The following is a 24,408-nucleotide window of genomic DNA, read 5'->3' as shown; positions in this document are numbered from 1 at the left end:
CACGCGCCGGCGAGACTCATCCGCGGGGAGGGCGCAGGAGCTTGGAAGGATCGATACCGCTCGCCAGCGATGTGGTGAGGATCGACCACGCGCGAGCGGCGACGATCGCCGGCACTTTCGCAGTCGTCGGCCCGTCGAAGGCGACCCAATGACCAGCGGCATGAGCGAGAACATGCACCGGACTGTCGCCGCCAGTCTGCTTGGCGGGAGCGTGATCGTTATGCTCGGCCGCAGCCGCATGGTCATGGTCATGGTCGACGGCGGCGACTTGCACGGGCACATGGTCATGGACCATCGCGCTGTGCCACGACGACGCCGCGACGAGGCCGAGCATGGCGACGAGCGCCAGCACGGCTCCGAACAGCGCGGAAGAGGAACGACGCATCGCCATCGTGCGCAGCGTAGGCGGACGTTGGGAACGGGGCAAGGAAATCACTTACCCGGCCATTTTGGATGGCGACGGTCGATCACATAGGGATGTTCGCCGTGGCTGTGGACCGCGAGATGCGGATCATCGGCGGCGAGGTCGCTATGTTCATGCGCGATCACGTCGGGGTCGTTCGCGGGCCATATACGGACGGCGACGAGGGTGCCGATCGCAGCAAGAACGGCCATCGCACCGAACGCCGCCTCCATTCCGACGCGAGCGCCGAGCTGGCCGACGAGCGGATAGCAGACCAGCCAGCAGACGTGGCTGAGTGCGAATTGTGCCGCGAACAATGCGGGGCGATCATCGGCGTTCGCCGACCGACGTAGCAGCCGTCCCGATGGCGTGACGCTCGCTGAATAGGCGACGCCCAGCACCAACCATCCGCCGAGCAGGACATGCCAGTAGGCCGGGCCTGGCTGCATGATGGCGGTGATCGCGGCGAGGGCCGCGAGCGCCAACGTCAGGATAGCGGCGGCGACCAGCATGACGGTCCGATCCGCAATCCGATCGAGGATACGAGGCAGGGTCAGCGCAGCGGTGATCGAGCCGCCCCCGAAGGCGGCGAGGGTCAACGCGACGTCGCGCTGGCTTAGGCCCATGCCTTTCACGATAACGACGGTGTTGACGATCACCATTGCGCTCGCGGCGGCAGCGGTGAGGGTCAGCGCCAGCAATCCGCGCAGGCGAGGCGTCGCGAGGTATATACGCGTGCCCCGCGTCGTCTTGTCGTAGATGCCGCCCTCGGCCTCAACCGGCGCCGGTCGGGGCAGGACGGTCGATACGACCAGCAGCGCCGACGCGACAAAGCCTATCGCGGTGCCCGAGAACAGCCAGTGGTAGCTCATCACCGTCAAAAGACCGGCCGCGAGGATCGGGCTCGTCAGGCTCTCCATGTCATAGGCGAGGCGGGACAGGGACAGCGCGCGGGTATAGTCGCGTTCCTCCGGGAGGACGTCCGGGATCGTAGCCTGAAAGGTTGGCGTGAACGCGGCCGATGCCGATTGCAGGACGAAGATCAAGATATAGACCTGCCAGACTTGGTTCACGAACGGCAGGCAAATGGCGACACCGGCGCGGATCACGTCCATTCCGACCAGCAAGGCACGGCGTGGCACGCGATTGGCGAACGCGCCGGCGATCGGCGCGACGCCGATATAGGCGACCATCTTAATCGCAAGCGCAGTCCCCAGCACCGCCCCGGCACTGCCGCCAGCTATGTCGTAAGCGAGCAAGCCGAGCGCGACCGTCGCCAGTCCCGTTCCTACAAGCGCGATGATCTGCGCGAGGAAAAGGTGCCGATACGTGCGGTTGGCGAGGACACTGAGCATGATCGCGCTATATCCCCCCGGGGGATCGAGTCTATCCCCCCTGGGGGATACTCGACAGCAGCCCCTCACGCGCACTAAATAAGGGGATGGCCCATCACGCTCACACCAGCCACCCCGCAATCGTCAAACGGCTCAACCGCGTCGCTGGTCATCTGCGTAGCATCGTCGGCATGATCGAAGAGGAGCGCCCCTGCGTCGATATTGCGCAACAGCTTCAAGCGGTCGAAAACGCCATCGCCAGCGCCAAGCGCGCGCTCATCAACGATCATATCGACCATTGCCTAGTCCATGCCGAAGAAGGTGAGGGGACCAAGGCGGCGGTGGAGCAGTTCCGCGCGATCTCAAAATACTGGTGATGCGCCGCGCGGCGAGGGGTGTGCCACGTGGCACACCTCCTGAAGACCGCTACCGGGCGCATTAGGCCCAGATCGCTTCCTGATCCCAGCCTTCGAGAAACCCGCCCTGCGCGGCGCTGGCGAATGGCATTTCGGGGAAGGAAAGCCAATGTGCTTTCATCCGGCCACTCCACGATGTGCCCGGATTGATCCGCTTGGCGAGATAGGAGGCAACTGCCGCCGCGCCATAGACACGGTTCCGCTGCACGACGTCGTTGCCGATATGGACCATGCGCGGCGCCTCGAACGCTTTGGGCACCTGGGGCTGGTTGATGATGCCGGTATTCCACAGCCGGGAATGATGCGCGCTGATGTTGCGCACGAAGGCAAGGCTCTTGATCCAGCTCACCAGCGTGTCGGGGAGCAGATTATAGCGTTTTGCGATGGCGAAACGGTCGTTGGGATGCGCCATTTCGAGCAGCCAGGATAGCGTTCCAAAATCCCATGCCTCGACAGCCATCCAGATCGGCATTGGCGGCGTGTAGGTATTGTAGAACTCCGACACCCAATCGTCTTTACAGCGGTCGACGGAATCGTCCGCCTTCGCCAACCAGCTCAGGTGCCGGGTCGTGCCTTTAAAATTAGCGTTCGCACGATTGGGATCGAGGTAGGCGACCGATCGATGGGCGAACAGGTCACGATTCCCGAGCGCATGGGCGAGATCGACGCGCAGCGCGACTTCGATCCGTTCGATGGCATCGAGGAAGAGCAAGCGGAGCTGCTTGTCGAAGAGATAGAGATCGACGGCATGGCGAAACTCGGCACCGGCTTGAAACTGGTCGGTGCGAATGGTGCGCGTGGCATCGTCGGGATCGGGGATGCGCTCTTGCAGCGGTTGCCAATAGGGCGACAGGCGACCGTAGCCGATTCGCTCAAGATGGCGGATGGCTTTGGCTTGGTCGGTGACGCCCAAACCGCGGCCTTCAAGGAGGGCGAGCTGGTCGGCGAAGCTGAGATGGGGTTTGGCGTAGGGCGGAAGCATCGCCCCAGATATGAAGAAGGCCGCCCCTTGATGCCATAGGCAACAGCGGGGACGGCCATGTTGTCCTCTATCTAGATGTTCGGGTCTGAGGATTCAATTAAAAATTGACGGCGGGTCGCCGCGTGACCGCTCGGGCGAGGCAAACGCGCTCCGACAAATTTTGGGGGAGGCAAATCTGTCTCCGCCCTATATGCTTCCTTATCCTGATTACACGGTATCGTGTTTACGGGCTCACTGTGCTTCGTGAGACATTGGTGCCTCCCTCACTAGGGACAACAATGTCTCCGAGTGGGCGACGTTTTTGTCTCCCCACCCCCTCTGGAAATGGTGCGCGAATGTGCTATTTCCACCATCATGAGCAAGCAACCCGACGATACCACAAAGGAGGCAGGATCGAACGTCTTTTCGATCGCGGCGGTGGCGAAGCCGAAGAAGCGGAAGGACAAGTGGCCGGATGCCGTCCTGTCGCGTGGCTACAGCATGATCCCGTCGATCCTGTTGTGGGGCCAGGCCAAGATGGGTCTGAAGCCTGACGAGTTGAACGTGCTGCTTCAGCTCATCAGCCATTGGTGGTCGGCCGATCACGATCCGCATCCTGCCAAGGACACGATCGCCCGCCGTATGGGCAAGGACGCACGGACGGTTCAGCGGCACCTGACCGCGTTGGAGACGAAGGGTTTCATCAAACGGGTCGAGCGCTTCAAGCGGCACAAGGGCCAGGACAGCAATGGCTACGATCTGTCCGGACTGATCGCCAAGCTGGAGACGATCGCGCCGGAGTTCGAGAAGGTGACGGATCAGAACAAGCGCCGACGCGCGAAGGCTGAGACGAAAACGGCATAGGTTTCAAGGATCGCGCGCCGCGAAAGCGGCGTGTGGGGCCGGTCAGTCCAAGGCCGGTTCGGAACGTAGGGATTGGCGCTTCGGGCAGAAGCATGGCCCCCTTCCAAAAGGGGTAATGACGCCGCCAATCCCTACGCTCGCTGATTTAGCACAGCGGGGCGCTGACCCCAAACCCCGGGGAAGCTCATGAGCTATACCGAAGAGACACGCCAATCGACCTGCCCTTCATGCGGCAAGCTCAACCATGTCATCGTGGCCTATGCCGGGGACTATCGGGCGTCACCTCAAGCTTTGTACGCTGAACAACGATTTTCCGGACATAATGTGAACATTGGTGTCAGGCAGCGGCGCGAAGGTACTGGTAGAGGGTTTCGCGGCTGATGCCCATGTCGCGCGCGATGGTCGCCTTGCGTTCACCGGCGGCAACGCGGCGGTGCAGATCGGCAATCATCTCATCCGAGAGCGACCGTTTCCGCCCCCGATAGGCGCCGCGCTGCCGAGCGATCGCAATGCCTTCGCGTTGCCGTTCGCGGATCAGGGCGCGCTCGAACTCAGCAAACGCACCCATGACCGAGAGCATCAGATTGGCCATCGGGGAGTCCTCCCCCGAGAAGGACAGGCTTTCCTTCTCAAACTCGATCCGGATACCTCGCTTGGTGAGGCCCTGGACCAGCTTGCGCAGGTCATCCAGATTGCGGGCCAACCGATCCATGCTGTGGACGACGACGGTATCGCCTTCGCGGGCGAAAGTGAGCAGAGCCTCAAGCTGGGGGCGGTTGACGTCCTTGCCCGATGCCTTGTCGGTGAAGGTCCGATCGAGCGACTGACCTTCCAATTGGCGATCCACATTCTGATCGAACGTGCTGACCCGGACATAGCCGATCCGTTGCCCCTTCACTGCGCACTCTCTCCATCAAAATGTCAGGTTGAAATCTATGATACGCAACGACATTCGTCAACAAATTCCGTTTAGTACCCTAATCTGACAGAAACCGCGGTAGCGCCCTGACGTCCGGTTAGGCTATACTCCAAGCTGACATCACAAAATCAAATCCCTCAAAGATGGCGTCAATTGCCTTGATGGGGTAAAAACTGGAGTGCTTCCAGGATGGGACATTCGGCAACGTCATCTCCAGTGCATCTGGCTAACGTGGTCGCCAGCGTCACCTCTATCTTCTGCAAATCTGCAATGCGGCGGCGGACATCTTCAAGGTGGAGTTCGGTTCTCGCCATAACCTCCGCGCAGGTTTGTGCACCGGTATCGGTGAGCGACAACAATGACCGTATCTCATCCATTGCATAGCCAAGGTCGCGCGCGCGCAGGATGAACTGCAACCTTTGCACCAGTTCCGGCGAATAGACGCGGTAGCCGTTGGAACTGCGAGGCGGCCCCGGCAGCAATCCCACCTTCTCGTAATAGCGGATGGTTTCGAGATTGCAGCCTGTTTTCCGGGCAAGCTGGGCACGCAAGATGCCGACCTGTTGCTCCATGAAAATACCTCTTGAGTCTGTAGTGGCTACAGAGCCTACACTGCGAATCACTCAGTTGGAACAAGGGATTCAAGCCATGGTCTCAACGCCGGAAGCGGGACAGCCAGCCCTCACCGAAAACCACGAGCCGAAGCAGGCAAACTGGGTTGCGGCGGGCGCATTGATCGGCGCGGGGCTCGCCTCGGCTTGCTGCGTCGTCCCGCTACTGTTGGTTATGCTCGGAATTTCCGGCGCGTGGATCGCCAACCTGACGGCGCTCGAACCTTACAAGCCCTATGTCGCAGGCGTAACGCTCGCGCTGCTCGGCTACGGCTTCTGGCATGTCTATTTCAAGCCGAAACCGCCCTGTGAAGACGGTTCCTACTGCGCTCGTCCACAATCGGCTTGGACCACCAAGGCGGTGCTGTGGCTGGGCCTTGCCGTCGCCATCCTGGCGCTCACCATCGACTGGTGGGCACCCTGGTTCTATTGAAAGGAAATACCCATGAAAAAGACAGTATGTATCGCTATGGCCGTGCTGGCTATGGCTGGCGGCGGGGTCGCCTATGCAGTTAGTGGCACGGCGCAAGATCGCCCCGCGGCTACCGCAACCGCTCAGAAGCAAACCACCTTTGCCATAGAGAACATGACCTGCGCCACCTGCCCGATCACCGTGAAGAAGGCGATGGAAGGCGTCGCCGGGGTAACGGCGGTCACGGTCGATTTCGCAGCCAAGACCGCGCGCGCAACCTATGACCCGCGCCGCACCAATGCTGCTGCGATTGCCGCTGCATCAACCAACGCGGGTTATCCGGCGCGCGCTATTCAAAACTGAGCGGGGCGCCGCCAGCGCCTCAAGAAAGCGATAAGCAATGAACGACTGTTGCAACCGCCCCGGGCAGGAAGGATTTGACGTGGCCGTCATCGGCGCGGGTTCTGCCGGGTTCTCCGCCGCGATCGCCGCTGCCGATCTGGGCGCGAAAGTGGCGCTCGTCGGTCACGGCACGATTGGCGGCACCTGTGTCAATGTTGGCTGCGTTCCTTCCAAGACGCTGATCCGCGCCGCCGAAGCGGTGCATGGTGGGCTTGCCGCCGCGCGCTTTCCCGGCCTTGGGGGCGCTGTCCAGATGGATGACTGGTCCGTATTGGCGGCGTCGAAGGACGATCTTGTCACGACGCTGCGCCAAAAAAAATATGTCGATCTGCTGCCCGCCTATGACGGTGTGAGCTATATCGAGGGCAAGGCACGCTTTGCCGATGGTGCGCTGATTGTCGGCGATGCGCCCATGAAGGTCGGCAAGGTCATATTGGCGATGGGTGCGCACGCCGCCGTGCCGCCGATTCCGGGGATGGACAGCGTGCCCTACCTAACCAGCACATCGGCGCTGGCGCTGGATCGCTTGCCCAAATCGCTGCTGGTGATCGGTGGCGGGGTGATCGGGGTAGAACTGGGACAGATGTTTTCGCGTCTGGGCGTTGATGTCACCATCTGCTGCCGAAGCCGCCTGCTCCCCGAAATGGACCCGGAAGTGAGTGCCGCGCTGAAAAACTATTTGGAAGCCGAGGGCGTGCGGGTTTGCGCAGGTGTCGGCTATCAGCGTATCGCCCAAACACAGAGCGGGGTCGAATTGACCTGCGAGGGGCATTGTGACACCGTCGCGGCGGAACAGGTGCTCATCGCCACCGGACGCCGACCCAATAGCGACGGGCTTGGGCTGGAGGAGCGCGGCATAGTGCTTGCCCGTAATGGTGGAATCGTCGTCGATGACCACCTCGAAACGTCGGTTCCAGGCATTTACGCGGCGGGCGATGTAACGGGACGGGACCAGTTCGTCTACATGGCCGCCTATGGCGCAAAACTGGCCGCGCGCAACGCGGTGACGGGCAACCAATACCGCTACGACAATTCCTCCATGCCATCCGTCGTCTTCACCGACCCGCAAGTCGCCAGCGCCGGCCTCACTGAAACGACAGCACGGGCGCAAGGCCTGGACATCAAGGTTTCGCTGCTCCCGCTCGATGCTGTGCCAAGGGCACTGGCAGCACGCGATACGCGGGGTCTCATCAAACTGATTGCCGACAAGGCGAACGACCGTTTGCTGGGCGGCCAGATCATGGCACCCGAAGGCGCGGATTCGATCCAGACACTGGTGCTGGCGATCAAACACGGCATGACCACCCTGGAATTGGGTGCAACGATATTTCCTTACCTGACCACTGTGGAAGGCCTCAAACTGGCGGCCCAAACGTTTGATAAGGATGTCGCCAAACTGTCTTGCTGCGCCGGGTGATTGCTCGGGGATCAACCGGCAACGAATGGCCTCCCTCCAGTGCAAGCCGCTTTGGTGTCAATTTTGTTATTCGCCTCAGCGGGAGAGCAAAATGGCACGACGCCGACTTCTGACCGGAGACGAGCGCCGGCGCCTGTTCGATCCTCCTGTCCAAGAAACCGCGATCATTGGGCATTATACCCTTTCTGCGGAAGATGTTGAATTGGTTGGGCGCCGCTATGGTCCAGCAAATCGCCTCGGTCTGGCTGCACAAATCGCTTTGATGCGACATCCCGGCTTTGGTCTGCAACCCGAGATCGGGCTTCCCGACGTCATTCTTCAGTACCTCGCGGCACAGTTATTCGTCGATCCTTCCTCCTTCTCTGCATATGGTCAGCGCGCGCAAACCCGTACCGATCATGCCGATCTCGTGGCGCGTTATCTTGGCATACGCCCGTTTCGACGCGGCGACCTGGCACTTGCCCTGAATCTTGCCGCGCAAGCCGCCGAGTATACAGACAGAGGTGAACCGATTGTTCGCGCCCTCATGGTTGGCCTGAAGGGTGAGCGGTTCATTCTTCCGTCGGGCGACACACTGGAACGCGCCGGTCTTGCTGGCCGGGCACGCGCACGCAAAGCTGCCGCAGCCGCAATCGTCGAAGGCCTCAGCTCTGCTGAACTGACACGGCTAGACGAACTCGTAACCAACAACCCGGATTTCGGCATGACACCGCTGGCGTGGTTGCGTAATTTCGAAGAAGCCCCGACTGCGGCCAATATCAATGGCTTGCTTGAGCGCCTGCGCTATGTTCGCGGCATAGGTATCCACCCGGTAGTTGGGGGCGCCATTCCGGAATTCCGCTTTGCCCAATTTGTCCGCGAGGGCGGCGTGGCACCGGCATTCCTGCTTTCGGATTACAGCGTCAATCGCAGGCGGGCGACGTTGACGGCCGCAGTGATCGACCTTGAGGCCAGACTTGCCGATGCCGCGATCCAAATGTTTGACCGACTTATCGGCGGCATGTTCACGCGCGCGCGGCGTGGGCGCGAGCGTCGCTACCAAGATAGTATTCAGTCGGTGGGGCAACTCATGCGGCTGTTTGGCGCCACGATTACAGCACTTGATGAGGCTGTCCAGAATGGCGGCGATCCGCTCGAATTGATTGACGAAGCGGTGGGCTGGCACCGGCTTGTTGCGGCAAAGGCCCAAGTAGATGCCCTTGCTGATCTTGCCGGCGAGGACGCACTGGTAACGGCAACCGAGCGTTACGCCACGCTACGGCGTCTCAGCCCGGCATTTCTGGACACCTTCACCTTCAAGGCGTCTGGAACAGGGACGGCACTGATCAAAGCCATCGATGTCATTCGCGATGCGAACACACGAAAGTCGCGCGACCTTCCCGATGGCGTTCCACTGCCATTCCCCAATCGGCAGTGGAAGCGTCTCATCACCGAAAGCGGCCGTATCGACCGCCGACGTTATGAAATTGCGATCATGGCAACCTTGCGTGATCGTTTGCGCGCCGGTGATGTATGGATCGAGGGAACCCGCAACTATCAGCGCTTCGATGCCTATTTGCTGGGTCGGCGCGACGCCGCCAAAGTGGCGGATGTGCTTCCGTTCGATTCAAATGCTGCATCCTACCTCGCTGACCGGGCACGAAATCTTGACTGGCGGCTGCGCCGATTTGCCAAGCAGTTGAAAACAAACAAGCTTGAGGGAGTGTCGCTCGAACGAGACCGGCTCAAGCTTCAGCAAATGCCGCCTGTCACCCCACCGGAAGCTGAAGCCCTCGATCGCAAGCTCGATACCCTGCTTCCCCGCGTGCGCATCACCGAGCTGCTGCTTGAAGTCGCCGAACGCACTGGTTTTTTGAACGCATTCCGTGACCTGCGCTCAGGCAAGGAGCACGACAACCCCAGCACGGTACTCGCCGCAATTCTGGCTGATGGCACCAACCTCGGGCTGGAGCGGATGGCCAATGCCAGCGAAGGCGTCAGCTATGCCCAACTCGCATGGACCCACAACTGGTATCTTTCACCCGAGAACTATCAGGCCGCGCTGGCCATGATCATCTCAGCCCATCACGAATTACCCTTCGCGCGGCATTGGGGCGCTGGCACCAGTTCGTCGTCCGATGGCCAGTTCTTCCGGTCGGGGCGGAGCCGTTCAGGGGCGGCGGACGTCAATGCCAAATATGGCGCCGAACCTGGCGTGAAAATCTATTCTCACCTTTCCGATCACTTCGCATCATTCGGATCACGGATCATGTCCGCGACGGCAGGTGAAGCGCCTTACGTGCTCGACGGGCTTGTCCTGGGCGCCGGCAACCTTCCGTTGCATGAGCACTATACCGATACCGGCGGCGCCACCGATCATGTTTTCGCACTCTGCCACCTACTCGGGTTCCGCTTCGCGCCCCGGCTGCGCGATATTGGCGACCGCAAGCTGGGTTCGATCGCTGCGCCATCGACATACAAGGGCATCAAAAATCTGATGGGCCGCACCATCAAAACGGCAGCGATCGAGGCCGATTGGGATGACATCGTCAGGATTGTCGCCTCAATCAAGGATGGCACGGTGGCGCCGTCAGTAATCTTGCGAAAACTTGCCGCCTACAAACGCCAGAACAGGCTGGATTTTGCATTGGCTGAACTGGGCCGTATCGAGCGCACTTTGTTCACGCTCGATTGGCTTGAACAACCGGAACTGCGACGTGCCTGTCAGGCCGGTCTCAACAAAGGCGAGGCGAGGCACACGCTTGCCGCCGCCATCTATACCAACCGGCAGGGTCGGTTCACCGATCGCTCGCTGGAAAATCAGGAATTTCGCGCATCTGGGCTGAACCTGCTGATTGCGGCGATTTCCTACTGGAACACGGTCTATCTCGACCGGGCCGCCCAGCACCTCAACGCTGTCGGCACGACGTTCGATGCGGCACTGCTTGCGCACCTTTCTCCGATGGGCTGGGCGCACATCAGTCTGACCGGCGATTACCTCTGGGAGCAGGCCAGGCGACTTCCAGCAGGTGAATTCCACCCACTCAACGAGCCAATGGCGCGGTTGAAGCGTGTAGCGTAGCCCATGTTCCGCTTATGTCCGAGAAATCGTTGTCTGGCGAACAAACCTTGAGGTGACGCCTGGTAGCCGCAACAGGGTCGCTGCTTGTCGCATCAACCAAGCCCTGGCCCCAACCATCCCGGCCAACGACCGGTAAGGCAGGGTATACGGGGCTGGACACACCAAGCATATCCATTATGCTGGATATATGGAAAACGAGGATGCCATCTCGGCGCTGGGTGCTCTTGCACAAGGAACGCGCCTTGACACGTTCCGCCTCTTGGTACGGCACGAACCGGATGGTTTGGCTGCCGGCGATATCGCGCGTCAGCTCGACGTGCCGCAGAACACCCTGTCGGCGCACCTCGGCATCCTCGCCCGCGCTGGCCTGGTCCGCTCCGCACGGCATAGCCGCTCGATCATCTACCGTGTCGATCTGGACGGCCTGCGCGCGCTGACGCTGTTCCTCGTCAAGGACTGCTGCGCCGGCAATGCGGAGCTGTGCGCGCCGCTCGTCGCCGAACTCACCCCCTGCTGCTGAAAGGACGCCCTGTGGCCGTCGATGTCGTCGTCTATCACAACCCCGAGTGCGGCACGTCGCGCAACACGCTCGGCCTTATTCGCAACGCCGGCATCGAGCCGCACGTGGTCGAGTATCTGAAAACCCCTCCAGCCCGCGCGTTGCTGGTCGAGCTGATCGATCGCGCCTGCATGACACCCCGCGAACTGCTGCGCGAGAAGGGGACGCCCTATGCGGAGTTGGGCTTGGGCGACACGTCGCTATCCGACGACGCGCTGGTGGACGCGATGATGGCGCATCCGATCCTCATCAACCGGCCGCTGGTCGTATCGCCGCTCGGCGTGAAGCTCTGCCGGCCCTCCGAAGCCGTGCTCGACCTGCTGCCGACCAATCAGCTCGGAGCGTTCGCAAAGGAAGACGGCGAGCAAGTGGTGGACGCATCGGGCCAGCGCGTCGCCTGATGCTCCTTGCTGTCCTGATCTTCGTTGCGACGATCGCGCTCGTCATCTGGCAACCCAAAGGCCTCGGGATCGGGTGGAGCGCGATGGGCGGGGCCGTCGTGGCGCTGCTTGCAGGCGTCGTCACGCTGTCCGACGTGCCGGTGGTGTGGGGCATCGTCTGGAACGCAACAGCCGCGTTCGTCGCGATCATCGTTATCAGCCTACTCCTCGATGAAACCGGATTCTTCGAATGGGCGGCGCTCCATGTCGCGCGCTGGGGGAGGGGGCATGGTCGCCGGCTGTTCGTTCTGATCGTGCTGCTCGGTGCGGCGGTGTCCGCGCTGTTCGCCAACGACGGCGCGGCGCTGATCCTGACGCCGATCGTCATCGCCATGCTGCGGGCGCTGGGCTTCAACGACAAGGCGACGCTGGCGTTCGTCATGGCGGCGGGGTTCATCGCCGACACCGCCAGCCTACCGCTGGTCGTGTCGAACCTCGTCAACATCGTGTCGGCCGACTTCTTCCGGATCGGGTTCGGCGACTATGCGTCCGTGATGGTGCCGGTCGACCTGGTGTCGATCGCAGCGACGCTTGGCGCGCTGCTGCTGTTCTTCCGGCGCGACATACCGGCGGATTATGACGTAGGCGCGCTGCGCGCGCCGCGTGACGCGATCCGCGATGCCGCGACATTCCGCGCGGGCTGGATCGTTCTTGCACTGCTGCTCGCCGGCTTCTTCCTGCTCGAACCGCTCGGCGTCCCTGTCAGCGCCGTCGCCGCTGCCGGCGCGATCCTGCTGCTGGTGATCGCGGGGCGAGGCCATGTGATCCCAACGGCCAAGGTGCTGCGCGGCGCACCCTGGCAGGTCGTGATCTTCTCGCTCGGCATGTACCTGGTCGTCTATGGCCTGCGAAACGCCGGCCTGACCGACCATCTGGCAGCACTGCTGGATCGCACCGCGCAAGGCGGCGTGTGGGGCGCGGCGCTAGGAACGGGCGTCATCGCAGCGGTCCTGTCGTCGGTTATGAACAATATGCCGACGGTGCTGGTGGGCGCGCTCTCGATCGACGCCACGCACGCGAGCGGCGCGATCAAGGAAGCGATGATCTACGCCAATGTGATCGGCTGCGATCTCGGCCCCAAGCTGACGCCGATCGGCTCACTCGCGACGCTGCTCTGGCTCCATGTCCTCGGGCAAAAGGGCGTGCGGATCGGATGGGGCTATTACTTCCGTGTCGGCGTCACGCTCACCGTACCGGTGCTGCTCATCACGCTCGCGGCGCTTGCAATCAGGATTAGCATCGCATGACCAGAACGGTCGCCACGTTGCTCGAACCTGCCGGTCTGGCTGGCTTGGCACAATTGCTCGATGCCGCGGACCTGCCGAGTGCCGATATCGCCGATCCCGGCCGCCTGATCATCCGGATTGAGGCCGATAGCCTCGTCGGTTTCGGTGGGCTCGAGGGAGAAGGGTCCGACCGCTTGCTCCGCTCGATCGTCGTCGTCCCCGATCGACGTCGACATGGCCTCGGGCGGGTGTTGGTCGCCGCCCTCGAACGACAGGCACACGACCTCGGGGTGGAGCGCCTGCACCTCCTGACGACCACGGCCGCACCATTCTTCCGGGCGCTCGGCTATGCCGATGCCGATCGCGGCGCTGCTCCCTCGGCCATCGCCGCATCGCGCGAATTCACCGCACTGTGCCCCGCGTCGGCCGCCTACCTCGTGAAAGCCCTCTGATGCCGCTCCGCACGCTCGCCGATCCCAATATCATGCCGGCGCTCGATCCGGCCTATGCCATCCAGCGACCCGCCGTGAGGCTCGGCCCGCTCGATCCCGCGCCGCGTATCCTTCTGCTCTACGGTTCGCTGCGCGAACGGTCCTTCTCCCGGCTGTGCGTTGAGGAAGCGGCACGCCTGCTCCGGTTCTTCGGCTGCGAGACGCGCATCTTTGATCCATCGACCCTGCCGCTGCCTGACCAACATGCTGGCGACGACCATCCGGCCGTCCACGAGCTGCGCGAGCTGTCCTTATGGTCGGAAGGGCAGGTGTGGTGCAGCCCGGAGCGGCATGGCCAGATCACGAGCATTATGAAGCTTCAAATCGATCATCTGCCGCTTTCTATGGGCGGGATGCGTCCGACACAGGGGCGCACGCTGGCGGTCATGCAGGTGTCGGCCGGATCGCAATCGTTCAACAGCGTCAACACGCTGCGCGTGCTGGGTCGCTGGATGCGAATGATCACGATCCCGAACCAATCGAGCGTTGCCAAGGCGTTCAACGAGTTTGATGACGCGGGGCGCATGAAGGCGTCCAGCTACTATGACCGGATCGTGGATATGATGGAGGAACTGGTGCGGTTCACGGTGCTGCTGCGCCCGCACGCGGTTCAGCTTGTTGATCGCTACTCAGAGCGGAAAGCGGCGGGCGTGCCAATCGACCGCGCGACCGATCTGTCGAGCATAGCGATTGCGGCCAAACCGCGTGGCCGGCACGCCGTCAAGGCAGGCGGCTGATGCGACGTTTGCCGAAGCGAGCCACGCTAATGTGGTCCCGCCGGCTAATCCGGCTTGTGCTCTGCGCTTTGAGAAACCTACGGGTTTCAACCTGCGTGGCCGGCCTCCCCAGGCGTCAGCTGGATCGTCGAGCGCTACCTGTCTTGCGCTGACGCGATTATCGCTTCAGGTCGCTACAGCGACAGATGAAGGGGAGCGTGCTTGACGATGAACACCAAGGATCTGGCCAAGGACGTTGCCGCCAAGCGGGGCGTCACCGAGAAGCAGGCCCTCGAGGTCATGGCTGGGCTCCTCGAGGGTATCGCGGAGGCGGCCGCCAAGGGTGAGGAGATATCGCTTCCCGGCTTCGGCAAATTCAAGGTGAAGGACACGCCCGAGCGCTCCGGGCGCAATCCGTCGACCGGCGAGGCGATCACGATCGCGGCGTCGAAGAAAATCACATTCACGCCGGCCAAGGCGCTTAAGGACCGACTGTAGGCTCGACAGCACCGGCCGGCGTCGCCCGGCCACGTGTTGGATGTTCACGAATTATTCGCTATCTAAGGCGTTGGAGAATGACAGGCGCGTGAACACTGCCAAATCTATGCGGCTGGCCCGGCAGGTGAAGGGGAGGTTCGGCACGTGGGCGGCCGTGCGTCAGGCCTCGCGCGTCGAGAACGGCGTATATGTGGTCGATCCAAGCGCTGGCGGTGACCGCGACAGCAAGGATGTAGCGGTTCCCGCCACGGCGTAACGGCCGTGACGTTCAGCTACTCGCTGTTCCTCGCACTGCTGCTGCTTTTCCTGGGGCTCTGCTTCTGGGCAGGGTGGCGCGTCGGCGAGCGCACCGATTTCCTCAGCCCAACCCCGGACCGGCCGAACTCTACGGTGACGCTGTTCATCGTGGTGTTCGGCACCATCGCAGGGCACCTTCTGGGAACCGGCTTCTTCGCCGCCCAGGCGGCATGGTGCCGGGCGACAAGCGTCTGTTTCGACCCCGGCTTCGATCCAAATATCTATCGCGCGCTCGCCCGCGGCGGCGCTGGGGCACGCGATGCGTCCGACCTCGCGCTGGAAATGTGGCTTTTCGCGATGCTCCTCATCGGAGCCGCGACGGGCTCGATCGCGCACTGGTTGGTGCAGCGGGAAGCAGTTAGCGGGAAGACCGACGCGATCGCGTTCGGCTGGCTCAACCCGGCCGTCCAAGCGGTCAAGAAGGGAGACTCGTTTGTCGTCGCCTATGTGCTGACAAAGACGAGCCACGAGTGCTTCACGATCGCATACGAGGGCACCGTCCAGCAGCTCGCGCTGGACGAGGAACAATCGATCAGGTTCGTCGTCCTGAACGACGTCGACCGATTCCTCGTCAAGATATCTGAGAACGGCCTCGAGCGTGTGGACGCGCCGTCGACGCCGATCACGCAGCTTCAGATCACCGCGGTCGAGATCGCCAACGTCGCGCTTGAGGTAGTACGGGCGCCAGACATGGATGTTGCGGCAATCGAGGCTGAAGACGCGGGTTCATAACGCGGCGTTCGAGATCGTCAGACGTCCGTCAGACCTGTCTCCATCCATAAAGTCTAAATCCAAAAAGCTCTGCATTTAACATAATCAATGCTATCGCTTTCAGCTGGGACAAGGCGGTTTACGGCGTGCTCCGTAAGGGGAAGGCTGGTATCGCAGCGGTATCGCAGAACGCCGATGTTCTCGGCACGTTCTGGTTGGTATCGCACTAGAAAAGCTTGGAAAAACAATGTTCGGAGCAGTTTTTCAAGCAATGGCATTGCGAAGGTCAGGGGTTCGATCCCCCTCGGCTCCACCATTTCAAGACCCTGCTTGTGCAAGGGCTCTTCTTATCTGCGAATTTTCTTTGAAGAGCGCGTGACCGCGTAGGGGTCACCGCGGGACCGCAGATGCGCTGTGTGCGCTCCCTTCGGCCGAATAGGTCATCCAGCCCCCGGTGAAGTTCAAGACGTAGTCCGATCGGAGGCGGCGGTACTTTTCTCGTTAGTGCCGGTGCCTGCGTGTCCTGCTGCCGAATCGATCTGAGCCTCGGGCACCAGAGCCGGTGCATCTCGGCTGACACCGTGTGTCGCGGTGGTCTGACCCGCAAGCAGGGAGAAGTGCGGTGCGGAAGGGGCACGCCGTTTCCGCACCGCACTAGGCTTACATCGTCATGGTCAGGCTCGCCTGGAAGATGCGGCCGGTCTTCAGATAGCCGCCCGCGCGATCGGCCGAGATGTAGCGCGTCGAGGCGCCCACCGTGTTGTAGTAGGTCGGCTCGTTGGTGATGTTGCGCGCTGCCAGGCCCAGCTCAATCTTGCTGGTCATGGCGAAGGCGACGCCAAGGTTCAGCTCGTTGAGCCCCTGGGTATAGGTGTCGGGCTGGGTGTCCTCGACATTGTACAGCCGCTTGCCGGTGTGGTTGTACCAGAGGTTCGCGCGCACCGGGCCCTGCTCGTAGAACAGCTCGGCATTGGCGATCAGGTGCGGCGCCTCGGGCAGGCGGCTGGTGCGGATTTCGTCCTCGCCCAGCTGATAGGTGACCTCGGTGTCCTGCACGGTCACGTTGCCGCCGATGCCGAAACCGCCCATCCAATCCGCGGGCGCCCAGTCGTTCAGTGCGAAACGGAACGAGGCCTCGATGCCCTTCGCCGAGCCACCCAGGCCGTTGTACGGCTGATAGTAGATCACCCCGTCGACGGCGCCGGATCCGGTGCGGGTCGCGGTCGGCACGATGACGTTCTTCAGGTCCTTGTAATAGGCTGCAATCTGGAACCAGCGGTTGCGCTCGGTGCGATATTCGACCCCCAGGTCGAAGTTCCAGGCGGATACCGGCTTCAGGTCTGGGTTGGGACGCGTGACCGAGATCAGCTCGTCGGTGATCGCGTCGCGCTCCTCGGTGGTCGGACCTGCAAGCTGGTTGAAGGCCGGGCGGCTGTAGCTGCTGCGCGCCGATCCGCGAACCGTCCAGCCGCCAGGGGCACGCCACACCGCCAGGACCGACGGGTCGAGATGGTCGTACTTGCGCCCCGCCTCGATGAAGCGCGCGTCGCTGTCGGCTTCGGTATTGGACCAGAAGCTGGCAGTGTAGCGGTTATCTTCCCAGCGGATGCCCGGCATGATCTCGATCGTGCCTGCGTTCTCGGTTTCGAAGCGGAGCGTCGCGGTCGCGAACACGGCCTTGCGCGTTTCCTCGCCCGACAGGCGCCCGCGGTTGAGGATGTCCTCGCTCAGCCCGTCGATGTCGACATAGCGCGACACCTGTTCCTCGATCGCCTCGCGGCTGATCAGCTTGATCGGGCGGGGGGTCTGGTGCCCCATGAAGCTGTCGAGCGTCTCGCCTGGAAACTGGGCGAGCGGCAGGCCGGGCACCGTGCCGCTGTAGAGGTCGGTCTGGAAGCGATAGCGCAGCGAGCCGTCATCAATCGTCAGGCCCTTGCGATCGGCGCGTTCCCACAGGCCGCCCGCCTTGACGAGCGCGAGCACGCCGTCGCCGCGCCAGTCGATGTCGCCCTTGAAGGTCAGCTTCTCTTCCGAAAGGAAGCTGCGATTGGTCTGCACATAATATTGCTGCGGCCGTTCCAGGCTGCCAACATAGGCGGCGGCCTCTGGCGACAGGATCGCGCGCGGCCAGTTGCGATCGGACAGGTCGATCAACAGCCCTTCGCGCGCCACGCCGGTCTGGCCGGGCGTGCCGATGTACGAGATGCCGCGAAACGCCGCCGTGTGCGACCGCGGCTGGTCGAGCCGACCATCGGCATAGGATCCGCTAAACCCGATGCTGACGCGCTCGCCCTTCCACCGACCGCCTAGCTGGGTGGAGACCAGTTCCTGCTCCACGTCCTCGACGCGGAAGTAGTGCGCCGGGTTGATGCCCATCGGCCGGTAGATGCCGGTTTCGTCATAGCCGCCGGGATTGGGATTGGTCTGGCCGCTGACCAACTCATTGCGCAGGCCCGTCTGGTTCTGCGTGTTGGTGTTGTTGTAGCGGGCGTAGTTGACGCGCCCGAACAGGTCGAGGGCTTCGGTGCGGTAATCCAGCGAGCCGCTGGCGCCGTAGCGCTCGATCTCGTTGTTGAAGAAGTTCCACTGGATGCCGTCGGCGGTCACCGAGTCCGGATTCTCGCGCGGGGTCTCGCCTTTCACCGTCGCCTTGTACGGGTTCTGGAGCGCGACCGATTCCGCCGCACTCGCGCGGCGCTCGTAATAACCCGCGACGTAGACGCCGAACTGCCCAGCGCTGCCGAAGCGCTTGGCCATGTCGAGGCCGACGGCGCCGCCCATGCCCGCCTGTCCCTGATCGAGTGCCAGGTCCGCGGCCTGCGCCAGCACACGGGCGCGCACAAAGGAACTGCCGAAGTCGAACGCGGTCGGGGTGCGCAGGTCGATGTTGCCTGCGATCGAATCCGCGTCCTTGTCGGCGCCCGGGGTCTTGTCGACGACGATGCCGCCGATCGCGAAAGGCGAGAACAGGTTGAGCGAGATCGCGCGGGTATTGCCGCCCGAGGTCTGGGGCAGGCGTAACCCGTCGAGCGTATAGGCGTTGAAGCCGGTCTCGAACCCGCGGATCGAGACGAACTGCGCCTCGCCGGTAGCCGATCCGTTGCGTGCCTGGTCGACGCTGACAGAGACGCCCGGTAGCTGCTTGGCCAGATCGGCGATGTTGGTTTGGGATCGCAGCGAGATGTCGCCGGTCTGCACCACGTCGATCGTGCCGACCGCGTCCTCCTCTTCCTGCACCAGCCGGCGGTCGGCCGCGCCCAGTACGACAATGTCGTTGTCGGTGCGCTGCGCCTCGGCGTCCACGTCTGCGGCAGGGTCCGGCGCCCCGGCATAAGCGACGGAGGATGCCGAAAGCATCAGGGCAAGCAGCAGCGGCCGCCCGAGCGGGCGGAGGGAAGGCTTCGTCATGGGGTCTCCCAGGGATTGCGTCTGTCGAATGCAGATGTGGGCGACCTAAGTCCGATACGTTACCGATCAGGGACCAATATATGTCGTCGGCGTGTCATCTCTGCGGGTTCGCCGGGCGACCAGAGCGTAATCGAGAGGACATACTGCGGACCTAACGAGGCGCTTCTTTTCCAGATCGCACAGGTTTGCTCATGAAACTCCGGTCCATGCTGCTGTCGGCCGTTGCCGCTGCCGTTTCTTGCGTGCCGGCGGCGGCGCAGGAACGGCCGGACCTGCAGCTGGAGAAGGTGGTGATGGTGGTCCGGCACGGGCTCCGCGCGCCGCTGGCGGACGAGGCGCCGGTCGGCACGATGGCGCGCCAGCCCTGGCCCGAGTGGCAGGTGCCCGAGAGCTATCTGACCGAGCGCGGTTACACCGGCATGCGGCTGCTGGGTGCTTATGATCGCGAAGCCTATGCCGCGCGCGGGCTGTTCGACGCGGCCGGGTGCCCGATACCCGGCGCCGTGCGGATCCGGTCCAGCACCGCCCAGCGCGCGATCCAGTCGGGGAAGGCTCTGGCCGAAGGGTTCGCGCCAGGATGCGGCCTGGCCGTCGAGCATGGCGCGTCCGGCGATCGCGACCCGATCTTCGATCCGCGGGGCGCGGGCGTGGTCACCTATGACGGCGCGGCGGCAGTGGCCGCGATCGACCGGCATACCGGCGGTATCCAGGCGTTGGCCGAGCGGCACCGCGCGGCGTTCCGCACGCTGGAGGAGATCCTGGGCTGCCGTGGCAAGGGGATTGCGCGTCCGTGCGACATCCTGGCCGAGGAATCGGTGCTGAAGCCGGCGGCGGACCCTGCGTCGTTCGACTTTGGCGGGCCGATCCGGACGGCATCGGGGACCGCCCAGGTGTTTCTGCTCGAATATGCCGAGGGCTTCGACCCGGCGCGCGTGGGCTGGGGCCGTGCGACACCGGAAAAGATCGAGCAGATCGGTGCGCTGCACTCGCTGCTGTTCGACGTCCATGTCCGCGCACCCTATCTGGCCGGGCGGCAGAGTGCGGTGCTCGGCCGGCGCATCCTGTCCTCCCTTCAGGACCCGAGCGGGGCGAAGCTGGATCTGGTGGTTGGTCACGACAACAACCTGAACGCGATGGCCGCGGTGCTGGGCGTGACGTTCAAGGTCGATGGCTATGCCGAGAACGACGCAACCGTGGGCGGGGCACTGGTATTCGAGTTGCTGCGCAATCCCGGCAGTGCCAAGCGTTATGTGCGGGTGGCCTATCAGTCCCAGACGCTGGAGCAGCTGCGCAGCCTGGAGCCGCTGTCGATCGCGAGGCCGCCCAGCTACAAGACCCTGCCGATCGCCGAATGCGCGGGCGGCTTCCAGGGCATGTGCACGCTGCAGCAGTTCGACGCGCTGGTGCGGGGCAGGCTGGCGCCGCTCGATGGTCCAGCGCGCTCTCGGTAGCGCCAGATGCGGCCGGCTGAACCGCGTCCCGCTGCGCTGCGGACAACAGGTTCGGGATCAGCCGCTAGTGCGACCCGCTGGCCGTGAGCGCGCGCTCCAGTGCGTCAGCAAGTTCGCTGGCCCGGTATGGTTTCGTCAGCGTCGGGACTTCCGCATATCCTTCGGCGCCTTCCGCGTGGCCGTAGCCGGTCGCAAAAATGAAGGGGATCTTGCGCTCGCGCAGGGTCTCGGCAACCGGGTACGATCGGCCACCGTGGAGATTGATGTCCAGCACCGCCACGTCGAACCGTTCGGTCCGTGCAAGTTCCAGCGCCGTATCGAGACGCATGGCGGGCCCGACCACCTCGGCCCCCCGTTCGATCAGCAGGTCTTCAAGGTTCATGGCGACCAGCATCTCGTCTTCCACCACGAGGACACGCTTGCCGGTGAGTGTCATTCCTGCCCTTCCATGTTCGGCAGGGGAGCCTCGATCTCGCAGACCACCCCTGTTGCTGGGTAGCGCAAACGCACTATCCCGCCGATTTCTGCTGCCAGCCCGCGTTCGATCAAGCGCGAACCGAAGCCCCGGCCTGACGGTGGCGTAACCGCCGGGCCACCCTGTTCCTCCCAGCGCAGGTGAAAGACGGGTGGCTCACCTTGGTCGACGCTGCAGTCGATCCGGGCGCGCCCGCCTTCTTGCGAAAGCGCACCATATTTGGCGGCATTGGTGCACAGTTCATGCAACGCAAGCGCCAGACTGACGGACGCCTTGGACCCGATGCGAAGGTCGGGTCCCGCATAGTCGAAGCGATTGGCCCCGCCGAAAGGCCGAAGCGCATTTTCGATGATCTGCCGGAGCGGCGCAGACGCCCAGCTCTCCCGTGTCAGGAGATTATGGGCATCCGACAGGGCCAACAACCTGCCCTCGAACGCGCGCCTCGCGTGATCGGGAACGCGCTCATCCCTGAACGACTGCACTGCAAGCGACTGCACGACCGCCAGCGTGTTCTTCACGCGGTGGTTCAGTTCGTTGACGAGCAGTTCGCGATGCCTTTCGGCCTCCTTCCGCTCCGTCACGTCGGAGAAGGACACCGCGATGCCGCTGCCCTCCTTGGGAGCCGTTCGTAGTTCGACGAATCGATCTGGCCTCAGCACCGACCGCATTTCCTGCCGGCTCCCGACCCGGTCGATCATGGTGCGACGAAGGACATCCTCGAACGGCGTACCGGCCACTTCGGGAAAAACGTCCCACATGACGCGGCCAAGCACCTCGTCGCGGGACCGATCGAAATGGCGTTCGGCGGCACGGTTGAACAGGATCAGCCGCCAGTCCGCATCGATGGCGTAGAAGCCGTCGGACACAGCCTCCAGGACCGTCCGCATCCGGCGCTCGTTGTCGGCGAGCAGACGCGCCTGCTCCCGCGTGGCGCTCACGTCCTGAACCAGGCTGTAAAAGCCCTCTGTTTGCCCGTCGGACGTCAGCTGGGGCAGGTATTCGGCTTGTACGATACGGCGCACCCCGTCGGGAAAGATCAGCTCCTGCTCGAAGGAGAGGTGCTCGCCCGCTAGCACGCCGTCGATGTTCGCTCTCCCCTGGGCGAGCGCTTCCGGGTCCACAACGTGGAACACGGACTGTCCGATCACGTTCTCGCGCTGCCGGCCAAACCACTGCTCAAAGGTCCGGTTCACGAACCGGTACCGCAGATCCTTGTCGACATGCGTGATGAGCACGGGCAGCGCGTCCGCCAGCATCCGCAACTGCTCCTCACTGTCGGCAAGTGCGGCCTTGGCCTGGCTGGTCGCGAGCTTCGCCTCGAGCACGCGTTCGCGGGATGCTGCTTCGCCACGAAGGTCCGCCAGCCGGATCGCCCCGGCCACACGCGCGCGCAGTTCCTGGGCGTTGAAGGGCTTCACGATATGATCGTCCGCCCCGGCCTCCAGGCTTTCCACCCTGGCCTCTTCACCGGCGCGTGCGGACAGGAAAATGATCGGGACGGCGGCCGTGGCCGGGTCCGCCCGCAGCTCCCGAAGCAGTGCGAACCCGTCCAGGCCGGGCATCATGATGTCCGACAGGACGAGATCGGGTGCGATCCGCTTTGCCGCGGCCAGGGCTTCCGTGCCGTTCGCGACCGCCGTCACCTCATAGTCGTCGCGCAACAGGCGCTCGACATAGGCGCGCATGTCCGCGTTGTCGTCGGCCAGAAGAAGATGCGGCCGCGCGTCGGGCAGGGGCGTCCGGGACGCTGCCGCCTCTCCAGGCAGCCAACGAAGCGCTTCTTCGACATAGGCGTCCGCCCGGGCGGAAGCGGTGGCTGAAACCGCTGTGTCGCCGATGGTGCGGCCATAGGGCAGGGTCACCCTGAAGGTCGCGCCGCGGCCCGCCCCCTCGCTCTCGGCCGTTATCGTGCCACCGTGGAGTTGGACCAGCTTCTGGACCAAAGCCAGGCCGATCCCCGATCCTTCATGGCTGCGCGCGTTCTGACCCTCGATCCGGTGGAACCGCTCGAACAGCCGGGGCAGCTCCTCCGCCGCGATGCCCTCGCCGGTGTCCGTCACGGTCAGTTCGACCCCGTCGTCCAAGGCGGCCAGCCGAACCCGGATCGATCCTTCATGCGTGAACTTGAAGGCGTTGGACAACAGGTTGAGCACGATCGTCTCGTACATGCTGCGGTCGACCGCTGCGGGATGAGGGAGGGGCTGAACGTCGACGGTGAAGTCGAGCCCGGCTTTCTCCATCGCGGATCGGAAGTTGGAGGACAGATCGGCGGTCAGCGCCGCAAGGTCCACGAGCTCGAAGCTCGCTTCGGCCCGATCGGCTTCTACCCTCGAGAAATCGAGAAGCGCGTTGACCAGCCTGAGCAGACGTAGCGCATTGCGGTGCGCCATCTCCAGCTCGCCGCGATGGGCAGGCAGGCGGTCAGGGCTGTCGGCCAGAGCGTCCTCCAGCGGCCCGAGCAACAGGGTGAGGGGCGTCCGGAACTCGTGCGACACGTTGGAGAAGAAGGCGGTCTTCGCCCGGTCCAGTTCGGCCAACTCCTCGGCGCGCCGACGCTCGTCCTCGCGCGCGCGCGCGTTGCGCATGGCGACCGAAACCTGGCCGGCCAGCAGCTCGAAGAACGAGCGATAGCCTTCATCGAGCGAGCGGTTCGGGGATACGCCCGCAATGATCACGCCCAGCGCCGTTCCTTGCGCCCCGGTGATCGGAAGGACTAGGGCACTGCGGACCGGATCGGCATAGGGTCCGCCGACCAGCGGGACCAGGGTCTGCACATCGTCGACCGGGGTCACCTGGCCGCGCAATGCCGCGGCGACGGGCCACACGGCACCCGCCCCCTGATGCATGCGGGGCGGTGCGGCCACGCTGTGCTCCGGGATGCCGACTGCCGCAGTCCGGATCAGCTCGTCACCTTCGCAGAGGTAGATGGCCGCGAAGGGCACGTCGAGCGGATGTTCGGCCATGGTCTCGACAAGGTCGCGGGCGGCCTCGGCGGGTTCGCGCGCCTCACCGGCCCTCGCACCGAGTTCTCTCAACAGGCGCAGCCGTCGTTCGCTCACCAACTGCTCGGTCACCTCCGAACACACGGCCAGCGTGCCGACGATGTTGCCGTCATCATCTTCGGCCGGCGCATGGCTCACCGAGAAGTAGGCCTCTTCGCGATAGCCGGAACGATGCATCTCCAGCGGCAGGGCCGCCGTCCAGTTCGCCAGGCCCGTCCTCATCACCCGGTCGATCATGGGCCCGAGCGTGTCCCAGGCCTCGGCAAGGGTGATCCGGATGTCGTTGCCGAGGCCCGCGGGATGCCGGTCGCCAATCAGCTTCGAATAGGCATCA

General features: G+C 63.5%; 22 protein-coding genes. 14 read left to right on the top strand and 8 right to left on the bottom strand.

Annotated elements, in window-relative coordinates; genetic code table 11:
- Window positions 1-16 precede the first annotated feature (16 nt).
- Both VPH46_RS05625 and VPH46_RS05620 read right to left on the bottom strand, forming a co-directional pair.
- Window positions 17-391, bottom strand: coding sequence for a hypothetical protein (locus tag VPH46_RS05625; RefSeq protein WP_061780292.1), 375 nt, complete (start codon window positions 389-391; stop codon window positions 17-19).
- Window positions 392-432: 41 nt separating this feature from the next.
- The gene (locus VPH46_RS05620) at window positions 433-1,758 is read right to left on the bottom strand and encodes an MFS transporter (protein ID WP_061780291.1); all 1,326 of its coding nucleotides are present in this window, start codon (window positions 1,756-1,758) and stop codon (window positions 433-435) included.
- 86 nt (window positions 1,759-1,844) lie between these two features.
- Between VPH46_RS05620 and VPH46_RS05615 the strand changes: the two genes are divergently transcribed.
- Window positions 1,845-2,114: a metal-sensing transcriptional repressor gene (locus VPH46_RS05615; RefSeq protein ID WP_042469202.1), complete on the top strand. Its 270-nt coding sequence runs from the start codon at window positions 1,845-1,847 to the stop codon at window positions 2,112-2,114.
- 61 nt (window positions 2,115-2,175) lie between these two features.
- On the opposite strand, the gene VPH46_RS05610 is transcribed toward VPH46_RS05615, so the two are convergent.
- A complete protein-coding gene (locus VPH46_RS05610) occupies window positions 2,176-3,135 on the bottom strand; it encodes an Abi family protein (protein ID WP_042469203.1) in 960 nt (319 codons plus the stop codon).
- Window positions 3,136-3,423: 288 nt separating this feature from the next.
- Between VPH46_RS05610 and VPH46_RS05605 the strand changes: the two genes are divergently transcribed.
- Window positions 3,424-3,978 carry a helix-turn-helix domain-containing protein gene (locus VPH46_RS05605; RefSeq protein WP_126053488.1) on the top strand — a complete coding sequence of 185 codons (555 nt, stop codon included), beginning with the start codon at window positions 3,424-3,426 and terminating at the stop codon, window positions 3,976-3,978.
- 337 nt (window positions 3,979-4,315) lie between these two features.
- Here VPH46_RS05605 and VPH46_RS05600 read toward each other — a convergent pair whose 3' ends face one another.
- On the bottom strand, window positions 4,316-4,876 hold the full coding sequence (locus VPH46_RS05600; protein ID WP_004213255.1) for a recombinase family protein: 561 nt from the start codon (window positions 4,874-4,876) through the stop codon (window positions 4,316-4,318).
- Between the two features lie 170 nt (window positions 4,877-5,046).
- Window positions 5,047-5,469, bottom strand: coding sequence for a MerR family transcriptional regulator (locus VPH46_RS05595; RefSeq protein ID WP_014072603.1), 423 nt, complete (start codon window positions 5,467-5,469; stop codon window positions 5,047-5,049).
- 76 nt (window positions 5,470-5,545) lie between these two features.
- Between VPH46_RS05595 and VPH46_RS05590 the strand changes: the two genes are divergently transcribed.
- The 11 genes from VPH46_RS05590 (at window position 5,546) to VPH46_RS05540 (ending at window position 15,759) form a co-directional block, all read left to right on the top strand.
- Window positions 5,546-5,941, top strand: coding sequence for a mercuric transporter MerT family protein (locus tag VPH46_RS05590; RefSeq protein ID WP_014072602.1), 396 nt, complete (start codon window positions 5,546-5,548; stop codon window positions 5,939-5,941).
- A 12-nt stretch (window positions 5,942-5,953) separates the two neighbouring features.
- The gene (locus tag VPH46_RS05585; protein WP_082052513.1) at window positions 5,954-6,283 is read left to right on the top strand and encodes a heavy-metal-associated domain-containing protein; all 330 of its coding nucleotides are present in this window, start codon (window positions 5,954-5,956) and stop codon (window positions 6,281-6,283) included.
- 37 nt (window positions 6,284-6,320) lie between these two features.
- Complete coding sequence (gene merA / locus VPH46_RS05580; RefSeq protein WP_004213247.1) at window positions 6,321-7,739, top strand: mercury(II) reductase; 1,419 nt, start codon at window positions 6,321-6,323, stop codon at window positions 7,737-7,739.
- 91 nt (window positions 7,740-7,830) lie between these two features.
- Window positions 7,831-10,800, top strand: coding sequence for a Tn3 family transposase (locus VPH46_RS05575; protein ID WP_416609607.1), 2,970 nt, complete (start codon window positions 7,831-7,833; stop codon window positions 10,798-10,800).
- 187 nt (window positions 10,801-10,987) lie between these two features.
- Window positions 10,988-11,320, top strand: coding sequence for an ArsR/SmtB family transcription factor (locus VPH46_RS05570; RefSeq protein ID WP_042469209.1), 333 nt, complete (start codon window positions 10,988-10,990; stop codon window positions 11,318-11,320).
- 11 nt (window positions 11,321-11,331) lie between these two features.
- The gene (arsC, locus tag VPH46_RS05565; RefSeq protein ID WP_042469211.1) at window positions 11,332-11,760 is read left to right on the top strand and encodes an arsenate reductase (glutaredoxin); all 429 of its coding nucleotides are present in this window, start codon (window positions 11,332-11,334) and stop codon (window positions 11,758-11,760) included.
- Window positions 11,760-13,046: an arsenic transporter gene (locus VPH46_RS05560; protein WP_042469213.1), complete on the top strand. Its 1,287-nt coding sequence runs from the start codon at window positions 11,760-11,762 to the stop codon at window positions 13,044-13,046. Before arsC ends, VPH46_RS05560 begins: the two co-directional genes overlap by 1 nt.
- The gene (arsN2, locus tag VPH46_RS05555; protein ID WP_042469214.1) at window positions 13,043-13,477 is read left to right on the top strand and encodes an arsenic resistance N-acetyltransferase ArsN2; all 435 of its coding nucleotides are present in this window, start codon (window positions 13,043-13,045) and stop codon (window positions 13,475-13,477) included. The genes VPH46_RS05560 and arsN2 overlap by 4 nt, the downstream gene beginning before the upstream one ends.
- On the top strand, window positions 13,477-14,253 hold the full coding sequence (gene arsH, locus VPH46_RS05550) for an arsenical resistance protein ArsH (protein ID WP_042469215.1): 777 nt from the start codon (window positions 13,477-13,479) through the stop codon (window positions 14,251-14,253). Before arsN2 ends, arsH begins: the two co-directional genes overlap by 1 nt.
- Before the next feature lie 207 nt (window positions 14,254-14,460).
- Window positions 14,461-14,730, top strand: coding sequence for an HU family DNA-binding protein (locus tag VPH46_RS05545; protein ID WP_042469217.1), 270 nt, complete (start codon window positions 14,461-14,463; stop codon window positions 14,728-14,730).
- 261 nt (window positions 14,731-14,991) lie between these two features.
- Window positions 14,992-15,759 carry a hypothetical protein gene (locus tag VPH46_RS05540; protein WP_042469218.1) on the top strand — a complete coding sequence of 256 codons (768 nt, stop codon included), beginning with the start codon at window positions 14,992-14,994 and terminating at the stop codon, window positions 15,757-15,759.
- Window positions 15,760-16,398: 639 nt separating this feature from the next.
- Here VPH46_RS05540 and VPH46_RS05535 read toward each other — a convergent pair.
- The gene (locus tag VPH46_RS05535) at window positions 16,399-19,146 is read right to left on the bottom strand and encodes a TonB-dependent receptor (protein ID WP_416609601.1); all 2,748 of its coding nucleotides are present in this window, start codon (window positions 19,144-19,146) and stop codon (window positions 16,399-16,401) included.
- 191 nt (window positions 19,147-19,337) lie between these two features.
- On the opposite strand from VPH46_RS05535, the gene VPH46_RS05530 reads away from it, so the two are divergent.
- Window positions 19,338-20,597 (top strand): histidine-type phosphatase, encoded by a 1,260-nt coding sequence (locus tag VPH46_RS05530; protein ID WP_416609599.1) that lies wholly within the window; start codon window positions 19,338-19,340, stop codon window positions 20,595-20,597.
- Window positions 20,598-20,661: 64 nt separating this feature from the next.
- On the opposite strand, the gene VPH46_RS05525 is transcribed toward VPH46_RS05530, so the two are convergent.
- Window positions 20,662-21,033, bottom strand: a complete 372-nt coding sequence (locus tag VPH46_RS05525) for a response regulator (RefSeq protein WP_416609597.1) — start codon at window positions 21,031-21,033, stop codon at window positions 20,662-20,664.
- On the bottom strand, window positions 21,030-24,251 hold the full coding sequence (locus VPH46_RS05520; protein ID WP_416609651.1) for a PAS domain-containing protein: 3,222 nt from the start codon (window positions 24,249-24,251) through the stop codon (window positions 21,030-21,032). Before VPH46_RS05520 ends, VPH46_RS05525 begins: the two co-directional genes overlap by 4 nt.
- Window positions 24,252-24,408: the final 157 nt, after the last annotated feature.

Source organism: Sphingomonas sp. MJ1 (PH-R8) (assembly GCF_048058635.1).
Lineage (GTDB): Bacteria > Pseudomonadota > Alphaproteobacteria > Sphingomonadales > Sphingomonadaceae > Sphingomonas.
The sequence above is the reverse complement of the archived record's forward strand: the minus strand, read 5'-3'. Positions and strand labels throughout refer to the sequence as shown.